The 15596-nt window shown below is 73.0% G+C and carries 19 protein-coding genes; 2 read left to right on the top strand and 17 right to left on the bottom strand.

Annotated elements, in window-relative coordinates:
- Nucleotides 1-7: 7 nt before the first annotated feature.
- From trpM to hisI, 7 genes are all read right to left on the bottom strand, one after another.
- Complete coding sequence (gene trpM / locus B1H29_RS40065; RefSeq protein WP_079160492.1) at nt 8-232, bottom strand: tryptophan biosynthesis modulator TrpM; 225 nt, start codon at nt 230-232, stop codon at nt 8-10.
- Between the two features lie 21 nt (nt 233-253).
- Nucleotides 254-1063, bottom strand: coding sequence for an indole-3-glycerol phosphate synthase TrpC (gene trpC, locus B1H29_RS27140; protein ID WP_055416442.1), 810 nt, complete (start codon nt 1061-1063; stop codon nt 254-256).
- Between the two features lie 155 nt (nt 1064-1218).
- Nucleotides 1219-1677, bottom strand: a complete 459-nt coding sequence (locus B1H29_RS27135; protein WP_167392558.1) for a DUF2752 domain-containing protein — start codon at nt 1675-1677, stop codon at nt 1219-1221.
- Nucleotides 1678-1788: 111 nt separating this feature from the next.
- Complete coding sequence (locus tag B1H29_RS27130; protein WP_055416443.1) at nt 1789-2040, bottom strand: HGxxPAAW family protein; 252 nt, start codon at nt 2038-2040, stop codon at nt 1789-1791.
- Nucleotides 2041-2210: 170 nt separating this feature from the next.
- Complete coding sequence (locus B1H29_RS27125; RefSeq protein ID WP_055416444.1) at nt 2211-2852, bottom strand: TIGR02234 family membrane protein; 642 nt, start codon at nt 2850-2852, stop codon at nt 2211-2213.
- A 150-nt stretch (nt 2853-3002) separates the two neighbouring features.
- The gene (locus B1H29_RS27120) at nt 3003-4502 is read right to left on the bottom strand and encodes an anthranilate synthase component I (RefSeq protein ID WP_055417685.1); all 1500 of its coding nucleotides are present in this window, start codon (nt 4500-4502) and stop codon (nt 3003-3005) included.
- Between the two features lie 28 nt (nt 4503-4530).
- On the bottom strand, nt 4531-4941 hold the full coding sequence (gene hisI, locus B1H29_RS27115; protein WP_055416445.1) for a phosphoribosyl-AMP cyclohydrolase: 411 nt from the start codon (nt 4939-4941) through the stop codon (nt 4531-4533).
- 81 nt (nt 4942-5022) lie between these two features.
- Here hisI and B1H29_RS27110 point away from each other — a divergent pair, with 81 nt between their 5' ends.
- Entirely contained in the window at nt 5023-5658 is a 636-nt protein-coding gene (locus tag B1H29_RS27110; protein WP_055416446.1) for a TIGR03085 family metal-binding protein, read from the top strand.
- A gap of 110 nt (nt 5659-5768) precedes the next feature.
- Here B1H29_RS27110 and B1H29_RS27105 read toward each other — a convergent pair whose 3' ends face one another.
- From B1H29_RS27105 to hisD, 10 genes are all read right to left on the bottom strand, one after another.
- A complete protein-coding gene (locus B1H29_RS27105) occupies nt 5769-7070 on the bottom strand; it encodes an MFS transporter (RefSeq protein ID WP_107095213.1) in 1302 nt (433 codons plus the stop codon).
- Nucleotides 7063-7650, bottom strand: coding sequence for an ArsR/SmtB family transcription factor (locus B1H29_RS27100; RefSeq protein ID WP_055416447.1), 588 nt, complete (start codon nt 7648-7650; stop codon nt 7063-7065). Before B1H29_RS27100 ends, B1H29_RS27105 begins: the two co-directional genes overlap by 8 nt.
- 74 nt (nt 7651-7724) lie before the next feature.
- Nucleotides 7725-8480, bottom strand: coding sequence for an imidazole glycerol phosphate synthase subunit HisF (gene hisF / locus B1H29_RS27095; RefSeq protein ID WP_055416448.1), 756 nt, complete (start codon nt 8478-8480; stop codon nt 7725-7727).
- A gap of 25 nt (nt 8481-8505) precedes the next feature.
- Nucleotides 8506-8901, bottom strand: a complete 396-nt coding sequence (locus tag B1H29_RS27090; protein WP_055416449.1) for a RidA family protein — start codon at nt 8899-8901, stop codon at nt 8506-8508.
- On the bottom strand, nt 8898-9623 hold the full coding sequence (gene priA / locus B1H29_RS27085; protein ID WP_055416450.1) for a bifunctional 1-(5-phosphoribosyl)-5-((5-phosphoribosylamino)methylideneamino)imidazole-4-carboxamide isomerase/phosphoribosylanthranilate isomerase PriA: 726 nt from the start codon (nt 9621-9623) through the stop codon (nt 8898-8900). Before priA ends, B1H29_RS27090 begins: the two co-directional genes overlap by 4 nt.
- A 2-nt stretch (nt 9624-9625) precedes the next feature.
- Nucleotides 9626-10264, bottom strand: a complete 639-nt coding sequence (gene hisH, locus B1H29_RS27080) for an imidazole glycerol phosphate synthase subunit HisH (RefSeq protein ID WP_409350891.1) — start codon at nt 10262-10264, stop codon at nt 9626-9628.
- Entirely contained in the window at nt 10261-10425 is a 165-nt protein-coding gene (locus tag B1H29_RS38655; RefSeq protein WP_055416451.1) for a hypothetical protein, read from the bottom strand. Before B1H29_RS38655 ends, hisH begins: the two co-directional genes overlap by 4 nt.
- A gap of 3 nt (nt 10426-10428) precedes the next feature.
- Nucleotides 10429-11022, bottom strand: a complete 594-nt coding sequence (gene hisB, locus B1H29_RS27075) for an imidazoleglycerol-phosphate dehydratase HisB (protein WP_055416452.1) — start codon at nt 11020-11022, stop codon at nt 10429-10431.
- A complete protein-coding gene (locus B1H29_RS27070) occupies nt 11019-12131 on the bottom strand; it encodes a histidinol-phosphate transaminase (protein WP_055416453.1) in 1113 nt (370 codons plus the stop codon). Before B1H29_RS27070 ends, hisB begins: the two co-directional genes overlap by 4 nt.
- The gene (hisD, locus tag B1H29_RS27065; RefSeq protein ID WP_055416454.1) at nt 12128-13453 is read right to left on the bottom strand and encodes a histidinol dehydrogenase; all 1326 of its coding nucleotides are present in this window, start codon (nt 13451-13453) and stop codon (nt 12128-12130) included. The genes B1H29_RS27070 and hisD overlap by 4 nt, the downstream gene beginning before the upstream one ends.
- A gap of 199 nt (nt 13454-13652) precedes the next feature.
- On the opposite strand from hisD, the gene B1H29_RS27060 reads away from it, so the two are divergent.
- Nucleotides 13653-15230, top strand: a complete 1578-nt coding sequence (locus B1H29_RS27060; protein WP_055416455.1) for a hypothetical protein — start codon at nt 13653-13655, stop codon at nt 15228-15230.
- Nucleotides 15231-15596: the final 366 nt, after the last annotated feature.

Here is a 15596-nt window from a genome sequence, read left to right as displayed (position 1 = left end):
GCGGGTGTCAGGCCTCTTCGGGCCGTCTCTGGTTGCTCGCGCAGTTCCCCGCGCCCCTTACGGGGCGCCGAGGCCATCGCATGCCGTTCACCTGACCCGGCTCGTCACCGATGACGTAGCGCACCCGGCGGCCGTGGATCCGGCGCGCGGGGGCGCGGCAGCCGCGCGGGCGGCAGCCTCGGGCCAGGCGCGCGTACGGGTCCCTGGTCGTCAGAGCGGGCGGGAGTGTCATCGTCGGCAAGCCTACCGGGGGTCAGCCGCGCCCGTGCCGCAGTGCCGGGTGTTCGCCCGCCGCCACCAGGTCGGAGACCGCCGTCTTCGGGTCGCGGCCGGTGACCAGGGACTCGCCGACCAGGACGGCGTCGGCGCCCTCGTTGGCGTAGGCGATGAGGTCGTGCGGACCGCGGACGCCCGACTCGGCGACCTTGACGATGTGCGCCGGGATCTCCGGGGCGACCCGCTCGAACGTGCCGCGGTCCACCTCCAGCGTCCTCAGGTTGCGCGCGTTGACGCCGATGACCTTGGCGCCGGCGTCCACCGCGCGCTCGACCTCGTCCTCGTCGTGCACCTCGACGAGCGGGGTGAGACCGATGGACTCGGCGCGCTCGATCAGCGACTCCAGCGCCGGCTGCTCGAGGGCCGCGACGATCAGCAGTACGAGGTCGGCGCCGTGCGCGCGGGCCTCCCAGAGCTGGTACGAGGTGACGATGAAGTCCTTGCGCAGTACGGGGATGTCCACGCGCGCGCGGACCGAGTCCAGGTCGGCCAGCGAGCCGCCGAAGCGGCGCTCCTCGGTGAGGACGGAGATGACGGCGGCGCCGCCCGCCTCGTAGTCCGCGGCGAGTCCGGCCGGGTCGGCGATGGCCGCCAGCGCGCCCTTGGACGGGCTGGAGCGCTTGACCTCGCAGATGACCTTGACGCCGTCGCCGCGCAGGGCGGACACGCCGTCCTTGGCGGGGCGAGCCTTGGCCGCGCGCTCCTTGAGCTCGTCGAGGCTGACGCGCGCCTGCCGTTCCGCGAGGTCGGCACGGACTCCGTCGATGATCTCGTCGAGCACACTCACGCGAGCGGCCCCCTTTCAGACGGCGAATCCTGTGGTCACTCCGATGGTATCCGCAGCGGGGCGGCGGTCCCGCATCCGGTGGGCGCCGGCCTCTTGCCCGGCCTCGCGCGGCTCGGGCGGCGAGGCGCCCGTGTCCTGGACGTCCGCCCCGGTGATCAGGGAATGAGCCAGCCGCCGAACGGCAGGTTCCGGACCACCGTGAAGACCAGTATCAGCGACCCCAGCGTCCACAGGTGGACCGGGCCGAGGTCGACCCGCACGGGCCGGCCGCGTGCCACGCGGATCACCCAGGCGGTCCACAGAACGGCGAAGCCCAGATAGCCGAGGACGGCCGGTGCGTTGGCGTGCAGGGCGGTCAGCAGGTCCCCGTGGACGAACGCGTGGGCGCTGCGCAGGCCCCCGCAGCCGGGGCAGTAGACGCCGGTGAGGCTCAGCAGGGGGCACGCGGGGTAGTGGCCGGGTTCGCCCGGGTCCACGCTCCCCACGTAGGCGAACGCGCCGACGACGGCCGCCAGCACTCCGGCGGGGACGGCCATGGCCAGGAGGGCGGGTGCACCCCGCGCCACGGTCCTGCTTCGCGTCGGCTTCCCGTTCTCTGCGTCCACGCTCCGCATTCTGCACCTGACGGGCCGTGCGCGCACGTGAGGGGCGGCTCCGGCAGCTCGTGCCGATCCGCCCCTCGGGAAGTACCGCGACCGCCGTGCCCGGTCAGCCCTTGGCGCCGGTCAGCCCTTGGCGCCGGCCGGCTCGCGCTCGCCGGCGACCTGGTGCACGGGGTGGTTCTGCTTCGGCTGGCCAAGGCCCATCATGCGCATGATGCCGCCCACGGCACCGCCGAGGAGCACGACCACCATGCCGGCCCAGAAGCCCACCGGCTGGGCCGCCACCATGAACACGCCCGCGATGCAGAAACCGATGAAGGCGATGATGACACCCGTCCAGGCGGCCGGGGTGTGACCGTGGCTGCTGCCCGCCATTGCTTGCTCCTCGTTGCTGTGTACGTGTCTGAGCAGGACGCTCGTGCCCATTGTCCCGCACGGGCACACACGCCGTGAGTCGGGGTGCTTCCCGCGCGCGGGGGCGGCCGGAGGCCCGTCGTGCGCGTGTCGCGTCGACGGGTGCCCGCGGGCCCGCGGGCAGCCGCCGGTCAGGCGCCGGTCGGGTCCTCACCGCGGTCGAGGGCCTTCCAGAGGTCCTCGGGGCGGTCCGGATCGACGGTCTGGGGTTTGCGGCGCGGGCGCGGGGTGCCGTCGCGCTCGTAGCGGCCGGACATCGCGGGCCACAGGCGGCCGTAGCGCAGGGCGAGCAGCCCGGCCAGCAGGAGCAGGCCGCCGCCCACGGCGGCGACGTACGGCCAGGCGGTGTGGGAGAGGGCCTCCACGGTGGCCGAGGTGTCGCCGGCGGCCTTCGCGGCCTGGTCGTCCAGCGCGGAGCTGTCGGAGGCGCCGGCCAGGGCCGCGGCGACGGTGCCCGCGCCGCTCAGCGCGAGCAGGGCGGCGACGGCGAACCGGCCGGCGCGCCGGACGGCGAAGACGGCGACGAGCGCGGCGAGGCCCACTATGGCGAGCGCCGCGGGTACGCCCGTGACGTCGCTGCCCTTGGCGGTCAGCGGGAACGCGCCGCCGGCCACGGTCGCGGTGCCCTCCGCCCACTCCTGCCGGGTGGCGAGCAGGACGACGGCCGCGCCGAGCGCGCCGCACAGCAGGGCGGCGGCGAGGCTCCGGCGGCCGGCCCGGGCGGGTCCTGCGGCTGGGGTACGGGGGTGAGGAACGGCTGTCACGTACTCCACTATCACCCGAACCCCGGGCGAACCGTCACCCGGGGTTCGGATCGGCCGGCGTGAGAATCGCCCCATCGCCTCGGCCGGGTCGCCCTACCGCCCCGGCCTGACCGCCCTACCGCCCCGGCCGGATCGCCCTACCGCCCCGGCGGGATCGCCCTACCGCCCCAGCCGGTTGGCCGTGTGCACCGCACGCAGCACCGCCGCCGCCTTGTTGCGGCACTCGGTGTCCTCGGCGACCGGGTCCGAGTCGGCGACGACCCCGGCGCCGGCCTGGACGTAGGCCGTGCCGTCGCGCAGCAGCGCCGTGCGGATGGCGATGGCGGTGTCGGAGTCGCCCGCGAAGTCGAGGTAGCCGACGCAGCCGCCGTACAGGCCGCGCCGGGACGGTTCGAGTTCGTCGATGATCTGCAGGGCGCGCGGCTTGGGCGCGCCGGAGAGCGTGCCGGCCGGGAAGCAGGCGGTGAGGACGTCGAAGGCGGTCCGCCCCGGGGCCACCCGTCCGGTGACCGTCGAGACGATGTGCATGACGTGCGAGTACCGCTCGACGGACATGAAGTCGACGACCTCGACCGAGCCGGGTTCGCAGACCCGCCCCAGGTCGTTGCGGCCGAGGTCGACGAGCATGAGGTGCTCGGCGCGCTCCTTGGGGTCGGCGAGCAGCTCGTCGGCGAGGGCCTGGTCCTCCTGCGGGGTGGCGCCGCGGGGCCGGGTGCCGGCGATGGGGTGGACCATGGCCCGCCCGTCCTCGACCTTGACCAGCGCCTCGGGAGACGATCCGACGACGTCGAAGCCGTCGAGGCGCAGCAGGTACATGTACGGGGACGGGTTGGTGGCCCTCAGTACCCGGTAGACGTCCAGCGCGCTCGCGGTGCAGGGCGTCTCGAAGCGCTGGGAGGGCACGACCTGGAAGGCCTCGCCCGCGCGGATGCGCTCCTTGATGTCCTCGACGGCCTCCTGGAAGTCGGGGCCGCCCCACAGCGCGGTGTACTCGGGCAGCTCGGAGGGCGGCAGCGCGGCCGGGGGCTGGGCCACCGCGCGCGCGAGGTCGGCCTCCATCGCGTCCAGGCGGGCGATCGCGTCGGCGTAGGCCTCGTCGACGCCCGTCTCCAGGTCGTTGTGGTTGATCGCGTTGGCGATCAGCAGGACCGACCCCTCCCAGTGGTCCATGACGGCCAGGTCGCTGGTGAGCAGCATGGTCAGCTCGGGCAGTCGCAGGTCGTCGCGCTCCCCCGGGCCGACCTTCTCCAGGCGGCGCACGATGTCGTAGCCGAGGTAGCCGACCATGCCGCCGGTGAAGGGTGGCAGGCCCAGGTCGTGGGCGAGGTCGCGCGGGGTGTGCAGGGCCTCGACGGTGGCGCGCAGGGCGGCCAGCGGGTCGCCGTCGGTGGGGACGCCGACGGGCGGGGTGCCCTGCCAGTGGGCCTGTCCGTCCCGCTCGGTGAGGGTGGCGGCACTGCGGACGCCGACGAAGGAGTACCGGGACCATTGGAACGCCGTGCGGCCGTTCTCCGCGGACTCCAGCAGGAAGGTGCCGGGGCGTTCGGCGGCCAGCTTGCGGTACAGCGCGACCGGGGTGTCGCCGTCGGCGAGGAGCTTGCGGCTGACCGGGATCACCCGGCGGTCGGCGGCCAGCTTGCGGAAGGTCTCGAGGTCCATGACGTCCATGTCGTCCATTCGGCAGACCCTACTGATCCGCGCCGGGTGTGCCGGAGACCGCGCCGTCGACGCCGTCCGCGAGGAGCACGTCGGCGTCGAAGCAGGTGCGCGCCCCGGTGTGGCAGGCGGCGCCGACCTGGTCGACCTTGACCAGGACGGTGTCGGCGTCGCAGTCCAGGGCGACGGACTTCACCCACTGGAAGTGTCCGGAGGTGTCGCCCTTGACCCAGTACTCCCGACGGCTGCGCGACCAGTAGGTGCAGCGTCCGGTCGTCAGCGTGCGGTGCAGCGCCTCGTCGTCCATCCAGCCGAGCATCAGCACCTCCCCGGTGTCGTACTGCTGGGCGATGGCGGGCAGGAGGCCGTCGGCGCTGCGCTTGAGGCGGTCGGCGATCTCCGGGGGGAGCGGGCTGGGGCGCCGGGGGGAGCTGCTGGTCATGCGCCCATTGTGCCGCGCGGGACGGACACGCCACGGGCCTGTCCATTGGGCGGACCCGGCCGGCCGCCGTAGGCTGACCGCATGTCGACTTTCGCCAAGCGTGAACGACTTCTGCTCGCCGACCTGTTGGAGACGGCGGGTCCGGACGCCCCGACCCTGTGCGAAGGCTGGCGGACCCGCGACCTCGCCGCGCACGTGGTGGTGCGCGAGCGCCGGCCGGACGCCGCCGGGGGCACCCTGATCAAGCAGCTCGCGTCCCGGCTCGACCGGGTGATGGAGGAGTACGGCGCCAAACCGTACGAGGAGCTGCTCCAGCTCATCCGCACCGGCCCGCCGCGGTTCTCGCCGTTCCAGCTCAAGCAGGTCGACGAGGCGGCGAACACGGTGGAGTTCTACGTCCACACCGAGGACGTGCGCCGTGCCCAGCCGGACTGGTCGCCGCGCGAGCTGGACCCGGTCTTCCAGGACGCCCTGTGGTCGCGCCTGGAGCGCGCCGCCCGCCTGATGGGCCGGGGCGTCCCGACGGGCCTGGTGCTGCGCCGCCCGAACGGCCAGACGGCGGTCGCCCACCGGGGTACGCCGGTGGTGACGGCGACCGGCGAACCGTCGGAGCTGCTGCTGTTCGCTTACGGCCGGCAGAGTGCCGCGAAGGTGGAGCTGGAGGGCGAGAAGGACGCGATCTCGAAGCTGCACGAGACCAGGCAACTGGGGATCTGAGCAGCTCGGGGAACGAGTAGCCCGCAAGTCGCGCAGCACGGGGATCGCGCAGCCCGGAATCCGCGCAGCCCGGCTCCGAGGGCGAGGGGCGGCGGGCGGGGGCCGGGCCGCTACTTCGGCAGTTCGGCCCGCCGTACGCCCGGCGCGCACAGGGCGACCACCCCGCCGAGCGCGCAGACCGCGCCGCTGACGGCGAAGACCGGGCCGGTGCCCCAGACGCCGATGGCGGCGGCGGACAGCGGCATGCTCAGCGGTGCGATGCCCAGGCTGACGATTCCGCCGACCGCGGTGACGCGCCCCAGGTATGCGGGTTCGGACTGGGTCTGCAACAGGGCCCCGCACATGGCGCCGCTGAGCCCCGTGAGCAGCCCGATGATCACCGCGACACCCACGGCCGCCGGAAGTCCGGGGGCCTGTGCCAGGGTCCCGATCGCGGCCGCGCCGGGGATGATGGCACCGGCGGCGACACACCCGGCGCGCGGCAGGCGCCCGCGCACGGTCAGCAGCAGGGCGGCGACGCCCGCCCCCGTGCCGAATCCCGCGAGCACCCAGCCCATCCCGGAGGCGCCCCAGCCGCGTTCGTCCGCGAGCAGGGTCAGGCCGACGTTGAGGGGGCCGACGAAGCCGAGGTCGCCGAGGGCGATGGCGACCATCAGCGGGCCGAGGACACGGTGCCGGCGGATGTAGCGCAGCCCGCCCACCAGGTCCCGCCACGCGGTGGTGTCCGGCGCGGCGGCCGGGGCGGTCGCGTCGTCGGGTGGCAGCTCGCGCATCCGTACGGAGATCAGCAGCGGCACCGACACGGCGATCAGCAGTCCCGCGAACGCGAAGGCGGCCGCCGCGCCGCCCACCGCCACGCCGAGCCCGCCCAGCGGAGCGCCCACGACGGCGGCGAAGCGCACGGCGAGGCCGCGCATGCCCTGGACGCGGGCGAGCTGGTCCTTGGCGGTGATGCGGGCGGGGAGCGCCCCGACGGCGGGCAGGAAGAGGGCGTCGACGGTGCCGAAGACGACCGCGAGCAGGGCGAGGAGCCAGAGTCCGGGGTCGGTGGCGAAGAGCAGCGCGGCGACGGTGAGCACGGCCGCGCACCGTACGGCGTCACTGCCGATGACGACCTTCCTGGGCCCCAGCCGGTCGGCGACCACGCCGCCGCCCAGCATGAGCAGCGCGCGCGGCACCGCGCTGACGGCCGTGACGAGGCCGGCCTGCGCGGGGGTGCCGTTCTGCACGGCGGCCCAGGACAGCGCGAGGAAGAAGACCGTGTCACCGACCATGGAGGCGGTGTAGGCGGCGACCCAGCGCAGGACGTTGCCGTCGCGGTGGGCGGGCACAGCGGCGGTGGTGGCGGTGGCGGTGGCGGTGGCGGTCCGGGGTATGACCGTGTCCGGCGCGGACGCGCTCCCCTCAGACACGGAACGGGAACCCGTACACGTGCAGCGCCACGTTCTCGCGTCCTTCGGTGTCGCCGGCGGCTTCGGCCGCACGGCCCTTCTCGTCGTACTTCTGCGCCAGGGCGAGCAGTTCCGCGCCCAGTTCGGCCAGTTCGGCGGGGGTCAGCCGCAGCAGGGACTCGTTGTCGGGGGCGGCGGAGTTCCACTCGGGCCCCCAGGCGGGGCGTTCGTCGAGGTAGCGCCGGTACATGCCGGCGCGCTGCTCGTGGAAGAGCCGGGTGGCCGCGAGGTGGGCGGCGACCCGCTCGGGGGCGTCGCGGAAGTTCTCGTCGCGGATGCTCACCGTTTGCGAGGCGGGCCGCCACCAGCGCTCCCGGCCGTCCGCGCTCTGCGGCTCGGCCTCTTCGACCAGTCCGTGTTCGGCCAGTTGGCGAAGGTGGTAGCTGACCAGGGAGACGGCCTCGTCGACCTGTTGGGCGAGCTGCGAGGCGGTCGCCGTGCGCGCCACGCACAGCCTGCGGTAGAGCTGCATGCGCAGGGGGTGCGCCAGCGCTTTGAGGGTGCCCAGATCAGTGATGGAGTGGTTCTCCCGGCTCGCCACGCCCTCACGGTAGGTTACGAAATGAAAGTTGCGCAATATTCATTGCGCAACTTTCATTTCGCATTGCCCGGGCCTCACCTGACGGGGTGTCCCGCCCCCCGCAGCGTCTCCTTCACCTGACCGATCCGCAGATCACCGAAGTGGAAGACGGACGCCGCCAGCACCGCGTCCGCGCCCGCCTCGACGGCCGGCGGGAAGTCGGCGAGGCGGCCCGCGCCGCCGGAGGCGATGACCGGGACGGACACGTGCCCCCGGACCGCCGCGATCATCTCCAGGTCGTAGCCGTCCTTGGTGCCGTCCGCGTCCATCGAGTTCAGCAGGATCTCCCCCGCGCCCAGCTCGGCGGCGCGGTGCGCCCACTCCACCGCGTCGATGCCGGTACCGCGCCGGCCGCCGTGGGTGGTCACCTCGAAGGTGCCCGCGTCGGTGCGGCGGGCGTCGACCGACAGGACCAGCACCTGGCGGCCGAAGCGCTCGGCGATCTCGCGGATCAGGTCGGGGCGGGCGATGGCGGCCGTGTTCACGCCCACCTTGTCCGCTCCGGCCCGCAGCAGCTTGTCGACGTCGTCGGCGGTGCGCACGCCGCCGCCGACGGTCAGCGGGATGAACACCTGCTCGGCGGTGCGGCGCACGACGTCGTACGTCGTCTCGCGGTCGCCCGACGAGGCGGTGATGTCCAGGAACGTCAGCTCGTCGGCGCCCTCGGCGTCGTACACCTTGGCCATCTCGACGGGGTCGCCCGCGTCGCGCAGGTTCTGGAAGTTGACGCCCTTGACGACCCGGCCGTCGTCCACGTCCAGGCAGGGGATGACTCGGACCGCCAGGGTCATGAATCCACGGCTCCTTCGATGCCTCTTACTGTCCTCTGAATGCTTCGAGCTCCACCGACACCAGGACTCGCGAGTCCATGAATCCCTCCACGACCAGCAGGGTCGTGACCGGGCGTACGGAGTCGAACAGCTCCTTGTGGGCGCGGCCCACCTCGTCGACGTCCCGCGAATGTGCCAGATACACACGGGTCCGGATCACGGACTCGATGCCCAGCCCGAACTCGCCGATCGCCTCGACCGCGGTGGCGAAGGCCACCTTGGTCTGTTCGTACGGGTCGCCGTCGCCGTAGAGCAGGTCGCCCTTGAAGGCGGTCGTGCCCGCCACGATGACTTGATCACCCGCCGCCACGGCCCGTGCGAAACCGAAGGACTCTTCCCAGGGACTTCCGCTCTGCACGCGCCGTACGGCTTCGGATGTCATGGCGACACAGCCTCCAAGGCTTCTTCCAGGGTGAACGCCTTCGCGTACAGGGCCTTCCCGACGATGGCCCCCTCGACACCGGCCGGGACGAGACCGGCGATCGCGCGCAGGTCGTCCAGGGACGACACGCCGCCGGACGCCACGACCGGGCGGTCGGTCGCCGCGCAGACGTTCTTCAGGAGCTCGAGGTTGGGGCCCTGGAGGGTGCCGTCCTTGGCGATGTCGGTGACGACGTACCGGGCGCAGCCCTCCTTGTCGAGGCGGTCCAGCGTCTCGTAGAGGTCGCCGCCGTCGCGGGTCCAGCCGCGGCCCCGGAGCGTGGTGCCCCGTACGTCCAGGCCGACCGCGATCTTGTCGCCGTGCTCGGCGATGACCTTGGCGACCCAGTCGGGGGTCTCCAGGGCGGCCGTGCCGAGGTTCACGCGCGTACAGCCGGTGGCGAGCGCGGCGGCGAGGGTGTCGTCGTCGCGGATGCCGCCGGACAGCTCCACCTTGATGTCCATGGCCTTCGCGACCTCGGCGATCAGCTCGCGGTTGTCCCCGGTGCCGAACGCGGCGTCCAGGTCGACCAGGTGCAGCCACTCGGCGCCCGACCGCTGCCAGGCGAGGGCGGCCTCCAGCGGGGAGCCGTAGGAGGTCTCGGTGCCGGACTCGCCGTGCACGAGGCGGACGGCCTGGCCGTCACGGACGTCGACGGCGGGGAGGAGTTCGAGCTTGCTCATCTCTACAGGGTCTCGATCCAGTTGGTGAGGAGCTGGGCTCCGGCGTCGCCGGACTTCTCGGGGTGGAACTGCGTGGCCCACAGGGCGCCGTTCTCCACGGCCGCGACGAAGGGCTTGCCGTGCGTGGACCAGGTGACCTTGGGGGCGGCGATCAGCGGGTTGTGCGACTCCTGGGTCCACTCGTGGACGGCGTAGGAGTGCACGAAGTAGAAGCGGGCGTCCGCGTCCAGGCCGGCGAAGAGCTGAGAGCCGGCCGGTGCCTCGACCGTGTTCCAGCCCATGTGGGGCACGACGTCGGCCTGGAGCGGTCCGACGGTGCCGGGCCACTCGTCCAGGCCCTCGGCCTCCACGTCGTGCTCGACGCCGCGCGCGAACAGGATCTGCATGCCGACGCAGATGCCCATCACCGGGCGCCCGCCGGACAGCCTGCGGTCGACGACCCAGTCGCCGCGCGCGGCCCGCAGACCCTGCATGCAGGCGGCGAAGGCGCCGACGCCCGGGACCAGCAGCCCGTCGGCGTTCATGGCCTTGTCGAAGTCACGGGTGATCTCGACGTCCGCCCCCGCGCGCGCGAGTGCGCGCTCGGCGGAACGGACGTTGCCGAAGCCGTAGTCGAAGACGACGACCCGCTTGCCGGTCAATTCCAGACCTCCAGCCTCAGGACGCCTGCGAACAGGCACATCGCGGCGCCGATGGAGAGCAGCACGATCAGGCCCTTGGGCATCTGCTGCTTGGCGAAGGAGATGATGCCGCCGACGAAGAACAGGCCGACGACGATCAGTGCGGTGGACGTACCGTTCATGGGTTACAGCGCGCCCTTCGTGGAAGGCAGGATGCCGGCCGCGCGCGGGTCGCGCTCCGAGGCGTAGCGCAGGGCCCGGGCCAGCGCCTTGAACTGGCACTCCACGATGTGGTGCGCGTTGCGCCCGTACGGCACGTGCACGTGCAGTGCGACCTGTGCCTGGGCGACGAAGGATTCCAGGATGTGCCGGGTCATCGTCGTGTCGTACTCGCCGATCATCGGCGCCATCTTCTCGGGCTCGGTGTGCACGAGGTAGGGGCGGCCGGACAGGTCGACGGTGACCTGGGCGAGGGACTCGTCCAGCGGGACCGTGCAGTTGCCGAAGCGGTAGATGCCCACCTTGTCGCCGAGGGCCTGCTTGAAGGCGGCGCCCAGCGCGAGGGCGGTGTCCTCGATGGTGTGGTGGGAGTCGATGTGCAGGTCGCCGTCGGTCTTCACGGTCAGGTCGAACAGACCGTGCCGGCCGAGCTGGTCGAGCATGTGGTCGTAGAAGCCGACACCGGTGGCGATGTCGGTCTTGCCGGTGCCGTCGAGGTCGATCTCGACGAGGACCGAGGTCTCCTTGGTGGTGCGCTCCACGCGCCCGACGCGGCTCATCCGCTCTGCTCCTGTTCCTTCTTCAGTTCGCGTACCGCATCGAGGAACGCGTCGTTCTCCCGCGGGGTGCCGGCGGTCACCCGCAGCCATCCCGGTACGCCGTTGTCCCGGACCAGGACGCCCCGGTCGAGGATCTTCCGCCAGGTGGCGTGCGAGTCGGCGAACCGCCCGAACTGGACGAAGTTCGCGTCGGACTCGGTCACCTCGTAGCCGGCGGCGCGCAGTTCGGCGACCAGCCGGTCCCGCTCGGTCTTGAGCTGCTCGACGTACTTCAGCAGCGTGCCGGTGTGCTCCAGGGCGGCCAGCGCGGTCGCCTGGGTGACGGCCGACAGGTGGTACGGCAGCCGTACGAGCTGGACGGCGTCGACGACGGCCGGGTGCGCGGCGAGGTAGCCCAGGCGCAGGCCCGCCGCGCCGAACGCCTTGGACATCGTGCGGGAGACGACGAGGTTGGGCCGGCCCTCCAGCAGCGGCAGCAGCGAGGCGCCGTGGCTGAACTCGATGTAGGCCTCGTCCACGACGACCATCGAGGGCTTGGCGGCCTGCGCGGCCGCGTGGAGGGCGAGGACCGTCTCGGCCGGGACCGCGTTGCCGGTGGGGTTGTTGGGAGTGGTGATGAAGACGACGTCCGGACGGTGCTCGGCGATCGCCTTCTCGGCGGCGGGGACGTCGATCGTGAAGTCCTCGTGGCGCGGGCCGGAGATCCAGCCCGTGCCGGTGCCGCGCGCGATGAGGCCGTGCATCGAGTACGACGGCTCGAAGCCGATCGCGGTGCGGCCCGGCCCGCCGAAGGTCTGCAGCAGTTGCTGGATGACCTCGTTGGAGCCGTTGGCCGCCCACACGTTCCGCACGTCCAGGGCGTACCCGGAGGTGTCCGTGAGGTACTCGGCGAGCTTGGTGCGCAGCTCGACCGCGTCCCGGTCCGGGTAGCGGTTCAGGTCCCGGGCGGCCGCCCGGACCCGCTCGGTGATCCGCTCGACCAGTGCCTCGGGCAGCGGGTAGGGGTTCTCGTTGGTGTTCAGCCGTACGGGCACGTCGAGCTGGGGCGCGCCGTAGGGGGACTTGCCGCGCAGCTCGTCCCGTACGGGGAGATCGTCGATGCCTGTCACTTGCCGTCCGGAACCTTCCAGTCGAACCGCGCCTTGATCGCCGCGCCGTGCGCGGGCAGGTCCTCCGCCTCCGCCAGCGTCACCACGTGGTGCGCGACCTCGGCGAGGGCGTCGCGCGTGTAGTCGACGATGTGGATGCCGCGCAGGAAGGACTGCACGGACAGGCCCGAGGAGTGGCAGGCGCAGCCGCCGGTGGGCAGCACGTGGTTGGACCCGGCCGCGTAGTCGCCGAGCGAGACGGGCGCCCAGGGGCCGACGAAGACCGCGCCGGCGTTCTTCACGCGGTCGGCCAGCGCCGCCGCGTCGGCGGTCTGGATCTCCAGGTGCTCGGCGCCGTAGGCGTCGACGACGCGCAGGCCCTCGTCCAGGCCGTCGACCAGGACGATCGCGGACTGGCGGCCGGCGAGGGCCGGGCGGATGCGGTCCTCGATGTGCTTGGTGGCCTCGACCTGCGGCTGGAGCTCCTTCTCGACCGCGTCCGCGAGCTCGGCGGAGTCGGTGACCAGGACCGCGGCGGCCAGCGGGTCGTGCTCGGCCTGGCTGATCAGGTCGGAGGCGACGTGCGCCGGGTCGGCCGTGGAGTCGGCGAGGACGGCGATCTCGGTCGGGCCGGCCTCGGCGTCGATGCCGATCTTCCCGGTGAAGTAGCGCTTGGCAGCGGCGACCCAGATGTTGCCCGGGCCGGTGACCATGTTGGCGGGCGGGCAGGACTCGGTGCCGTACGCGAACATCGCGACGGCGGTGGCGCCGCCGGCCGCGTACACCTCGTCGACGCCGAGCAGGGCGCAGGCGGCGAGGATCGTGGGGTGCGGGAGCCCGTCGAACTCGGCCTGCGCGGGCGAGGCGAGCGCGATCGACTCGACGCCGGCCTCCTGCGCGGGCACGACGTTCATGATCACGGACGACGGGTACACCGACCGTCCGCCGGGCGCGTAGAGACCGACCCGCTCGACCGGAACCCACTTCTCGGTGACCGAGCCGCCGGGCACCACCTGGGTGGTGTGCGTCGTACGGCGCTGCTCGCGGTGGACGAGGCGGGCACGGCGGACGGACTCCTCCAGGGCGGCGCGCACGGCCGGGTCGAGCTCCTCCAGCGCGCGCGTGAGCGCGGCGGCCGGAACCCGCACCCGGTCGAGCCGGACGCCGTCGAACTGCTCGGCGAAGTCGATCAGCGCCGCGTCGCCACGATGATGCACGGCCTCGCAGATCGGACGCACCTTCTCCAGGGCGGCCGAGACGTCGAAGTCGGCTCGGGGCAGCAGGTCGCGCAGGGCGGGGCCCTCGGGGAGGGCGTCGCCGCGCAGATCGATTCGGGAGATCACGGAACCAATTCTCTCAGACCCGCGTCGGACACCGTCCGCGCGTATCAATGGCTGATACAGAACGCGACGGCCCCGGCGGCCCCGGCCGGGATCCGGCAGATCGTGCTCACTTTGAGTGTTCGCCACGTCACTCAGTGGGCATGAACGGTTGTACGAAGTGTGAGCGACCGGCGAGTAGTTGGGGAGGGAGTGAAGCACCGTGACCGAGGGGGCCGGCCACCGTGACGGAGAGCTGCCGGACGACCTGACCGCCACCGAGGCGGGCATGTGGCAGGCCTTCCGCAACGGCAGCGTGTACGACCTGAGCAGCGGCGACGCGCTGGTCGACGACCCGCACGGCGGGCAGCCGTGGGGGCCGGAGCGGACGGTGCGGGCCCGCATCGTGTGCTGGCTGCTTCTCGACGGTCCGCCGGCGCTGGCGGGCCGGGTGTCCTCACTGCAGCTCGTGGGCGTGCGGATCAGCGACACGATGGATCTCGCGGGCGGCACGGTGGTGCCCTACGTCGAGCTGCGAGGCTGCCGCTTCGAGCGGGAGGTGCTGCTGCCGGAGACCCGTTTCACGACGGTGCGGCTGGTGGACTGCGCGGTGCCGCGGCTGGAGGCGGCCCGGCTGCAGACCGAGGGCGACCTGCATCTGCCGCGCTGCCGGTTCCGGGCCGGGATCCGGCTGACCGACGCGCAGATAGGCACCGACCTGCTGCTCAACCAGGCGATCGTGCACCGGGACCGCAGTGGTCGGTCCATCGCCGCGGACGGCATGACCGTCGGGCAGGACCTCCAGGCCGAGATGCTGGAGTCGTACGGCGAGGTGAGTCTGCGCAGCGCCCAGGTCGGGGTCTCGCTGAGCCTGCGCGGGGCCCGGCTCCTCAACCCGTACACGCGGCACGCGCTGAACGCCCCGCAACTGACGGTGGAGCGCACCCTGTACCTGACCCCGGCGGGCCTGGGCAGCCCGCTTTTGCGGGGCACCACTCCGGCGCAGGGCACGCGGATCCAGCGCTTCGAGTGCGAGGGCGGGGTGCGGCTGGACGACGGGCGGTTCGGCGACGCCCTCGACTTCGAGCACGCCCGGTTCACGTTCACCGACGACCAGGAGCTGTCGCTGCGCCGGGTGCAGACGCCCGAGCTGCGGTTCCTGGGCGAGCGGCCGGCGCGCGGGCGGGTGGTGCTGTCGGGGGCGCGGGTGGTCAACCTGATGGACCGGGCGGATAGCTGGCCGGGCCCGGGCCGGCTGCACATGGGCGGCTTCGCCTACGAGAACCTGGTGCCGCGGGGGCCGTTCCCGCTGCAGAAGCGGCTGCGGTGGGTGAGCGCCGCGACCGCCGAGTACCACCCGGAGCCGTACGAGCGCCTCGCCGCGGTGCTGCGGGCCGGCGGTGAGGACGAGGACGCCCGCGAGGTGCTGCTCGCCAAGCATCGCCGGCGCCGCGAGAGCCTGCCGCCGGCCGCGAAGCTGGTGGGGTACGCGCAGGACTGGACGGTCGCCTACGGCTACCGGCCGGGCCGGGCGGCGGTGTGGATGGCGGTGCTGTGGGCGGCCGGCTCGCTCGCCTTCGCCCGCGCCGACCCGCCACCGCTGAAGAGCGGCGAGCATCCGGACTGGAATCCCGCCCTCTTCGCCCTCGACCTGCTGCTGCCGGTCATCGACCTCGGCCAGGCCGGTTCCTGGCAGCTCCACGACGGCTGGCAGTGGCTGGCGACGGCCCTGATCCTGCTCGGCTGGGTCCTGGCGACGACGGTCGCGGCGGGAGCGACACGGCTGCTCCGCCGTAGCTGAGGGCGAGTGCACCGGTTTCCTGCCGGGGGCGAACCCTGCCGGGGGCGGGCGCTGTCCCGGGGGCGAACCCTGCCGGGGGCGAACCCTGCCGAGGGCAAGGGCCCTGTCCGGGGACTCCCCCCGTCCCGCGGGCTCTCCGTCTGGGGGCTTCCCCGTCCGCAGGGCTCTCCGTCCGAAGGGGGCCGCTTGCCCGGATAGCAGCCATCCCGAAGCAGGAACCCAGTCCGGAGGCGATACCCCGTCCCGCGGGCCCTCCGCCCCCGGGGACTCCCCCACCCCGCGGGACTCCCCACCCGACGGAGACCCGCCTGCCCGGATAGGCAGCCACCCCGAGCAAAAACCCAGTCCGGAGACGACACCCCGCCC

This window comes from Streptomyces pactum (assembly GCF_002005225.1).
Classification (GTDB): domain Bacteria; phylum Actinomycetota; class Actinomycetes; order Streptomycetales; family Streptomycetaceae; genus Streptomyces; species Streptomyces pactum_A.
This window is presented reverse-complemented; position numbering and strand designations above follow the sequence as displayed.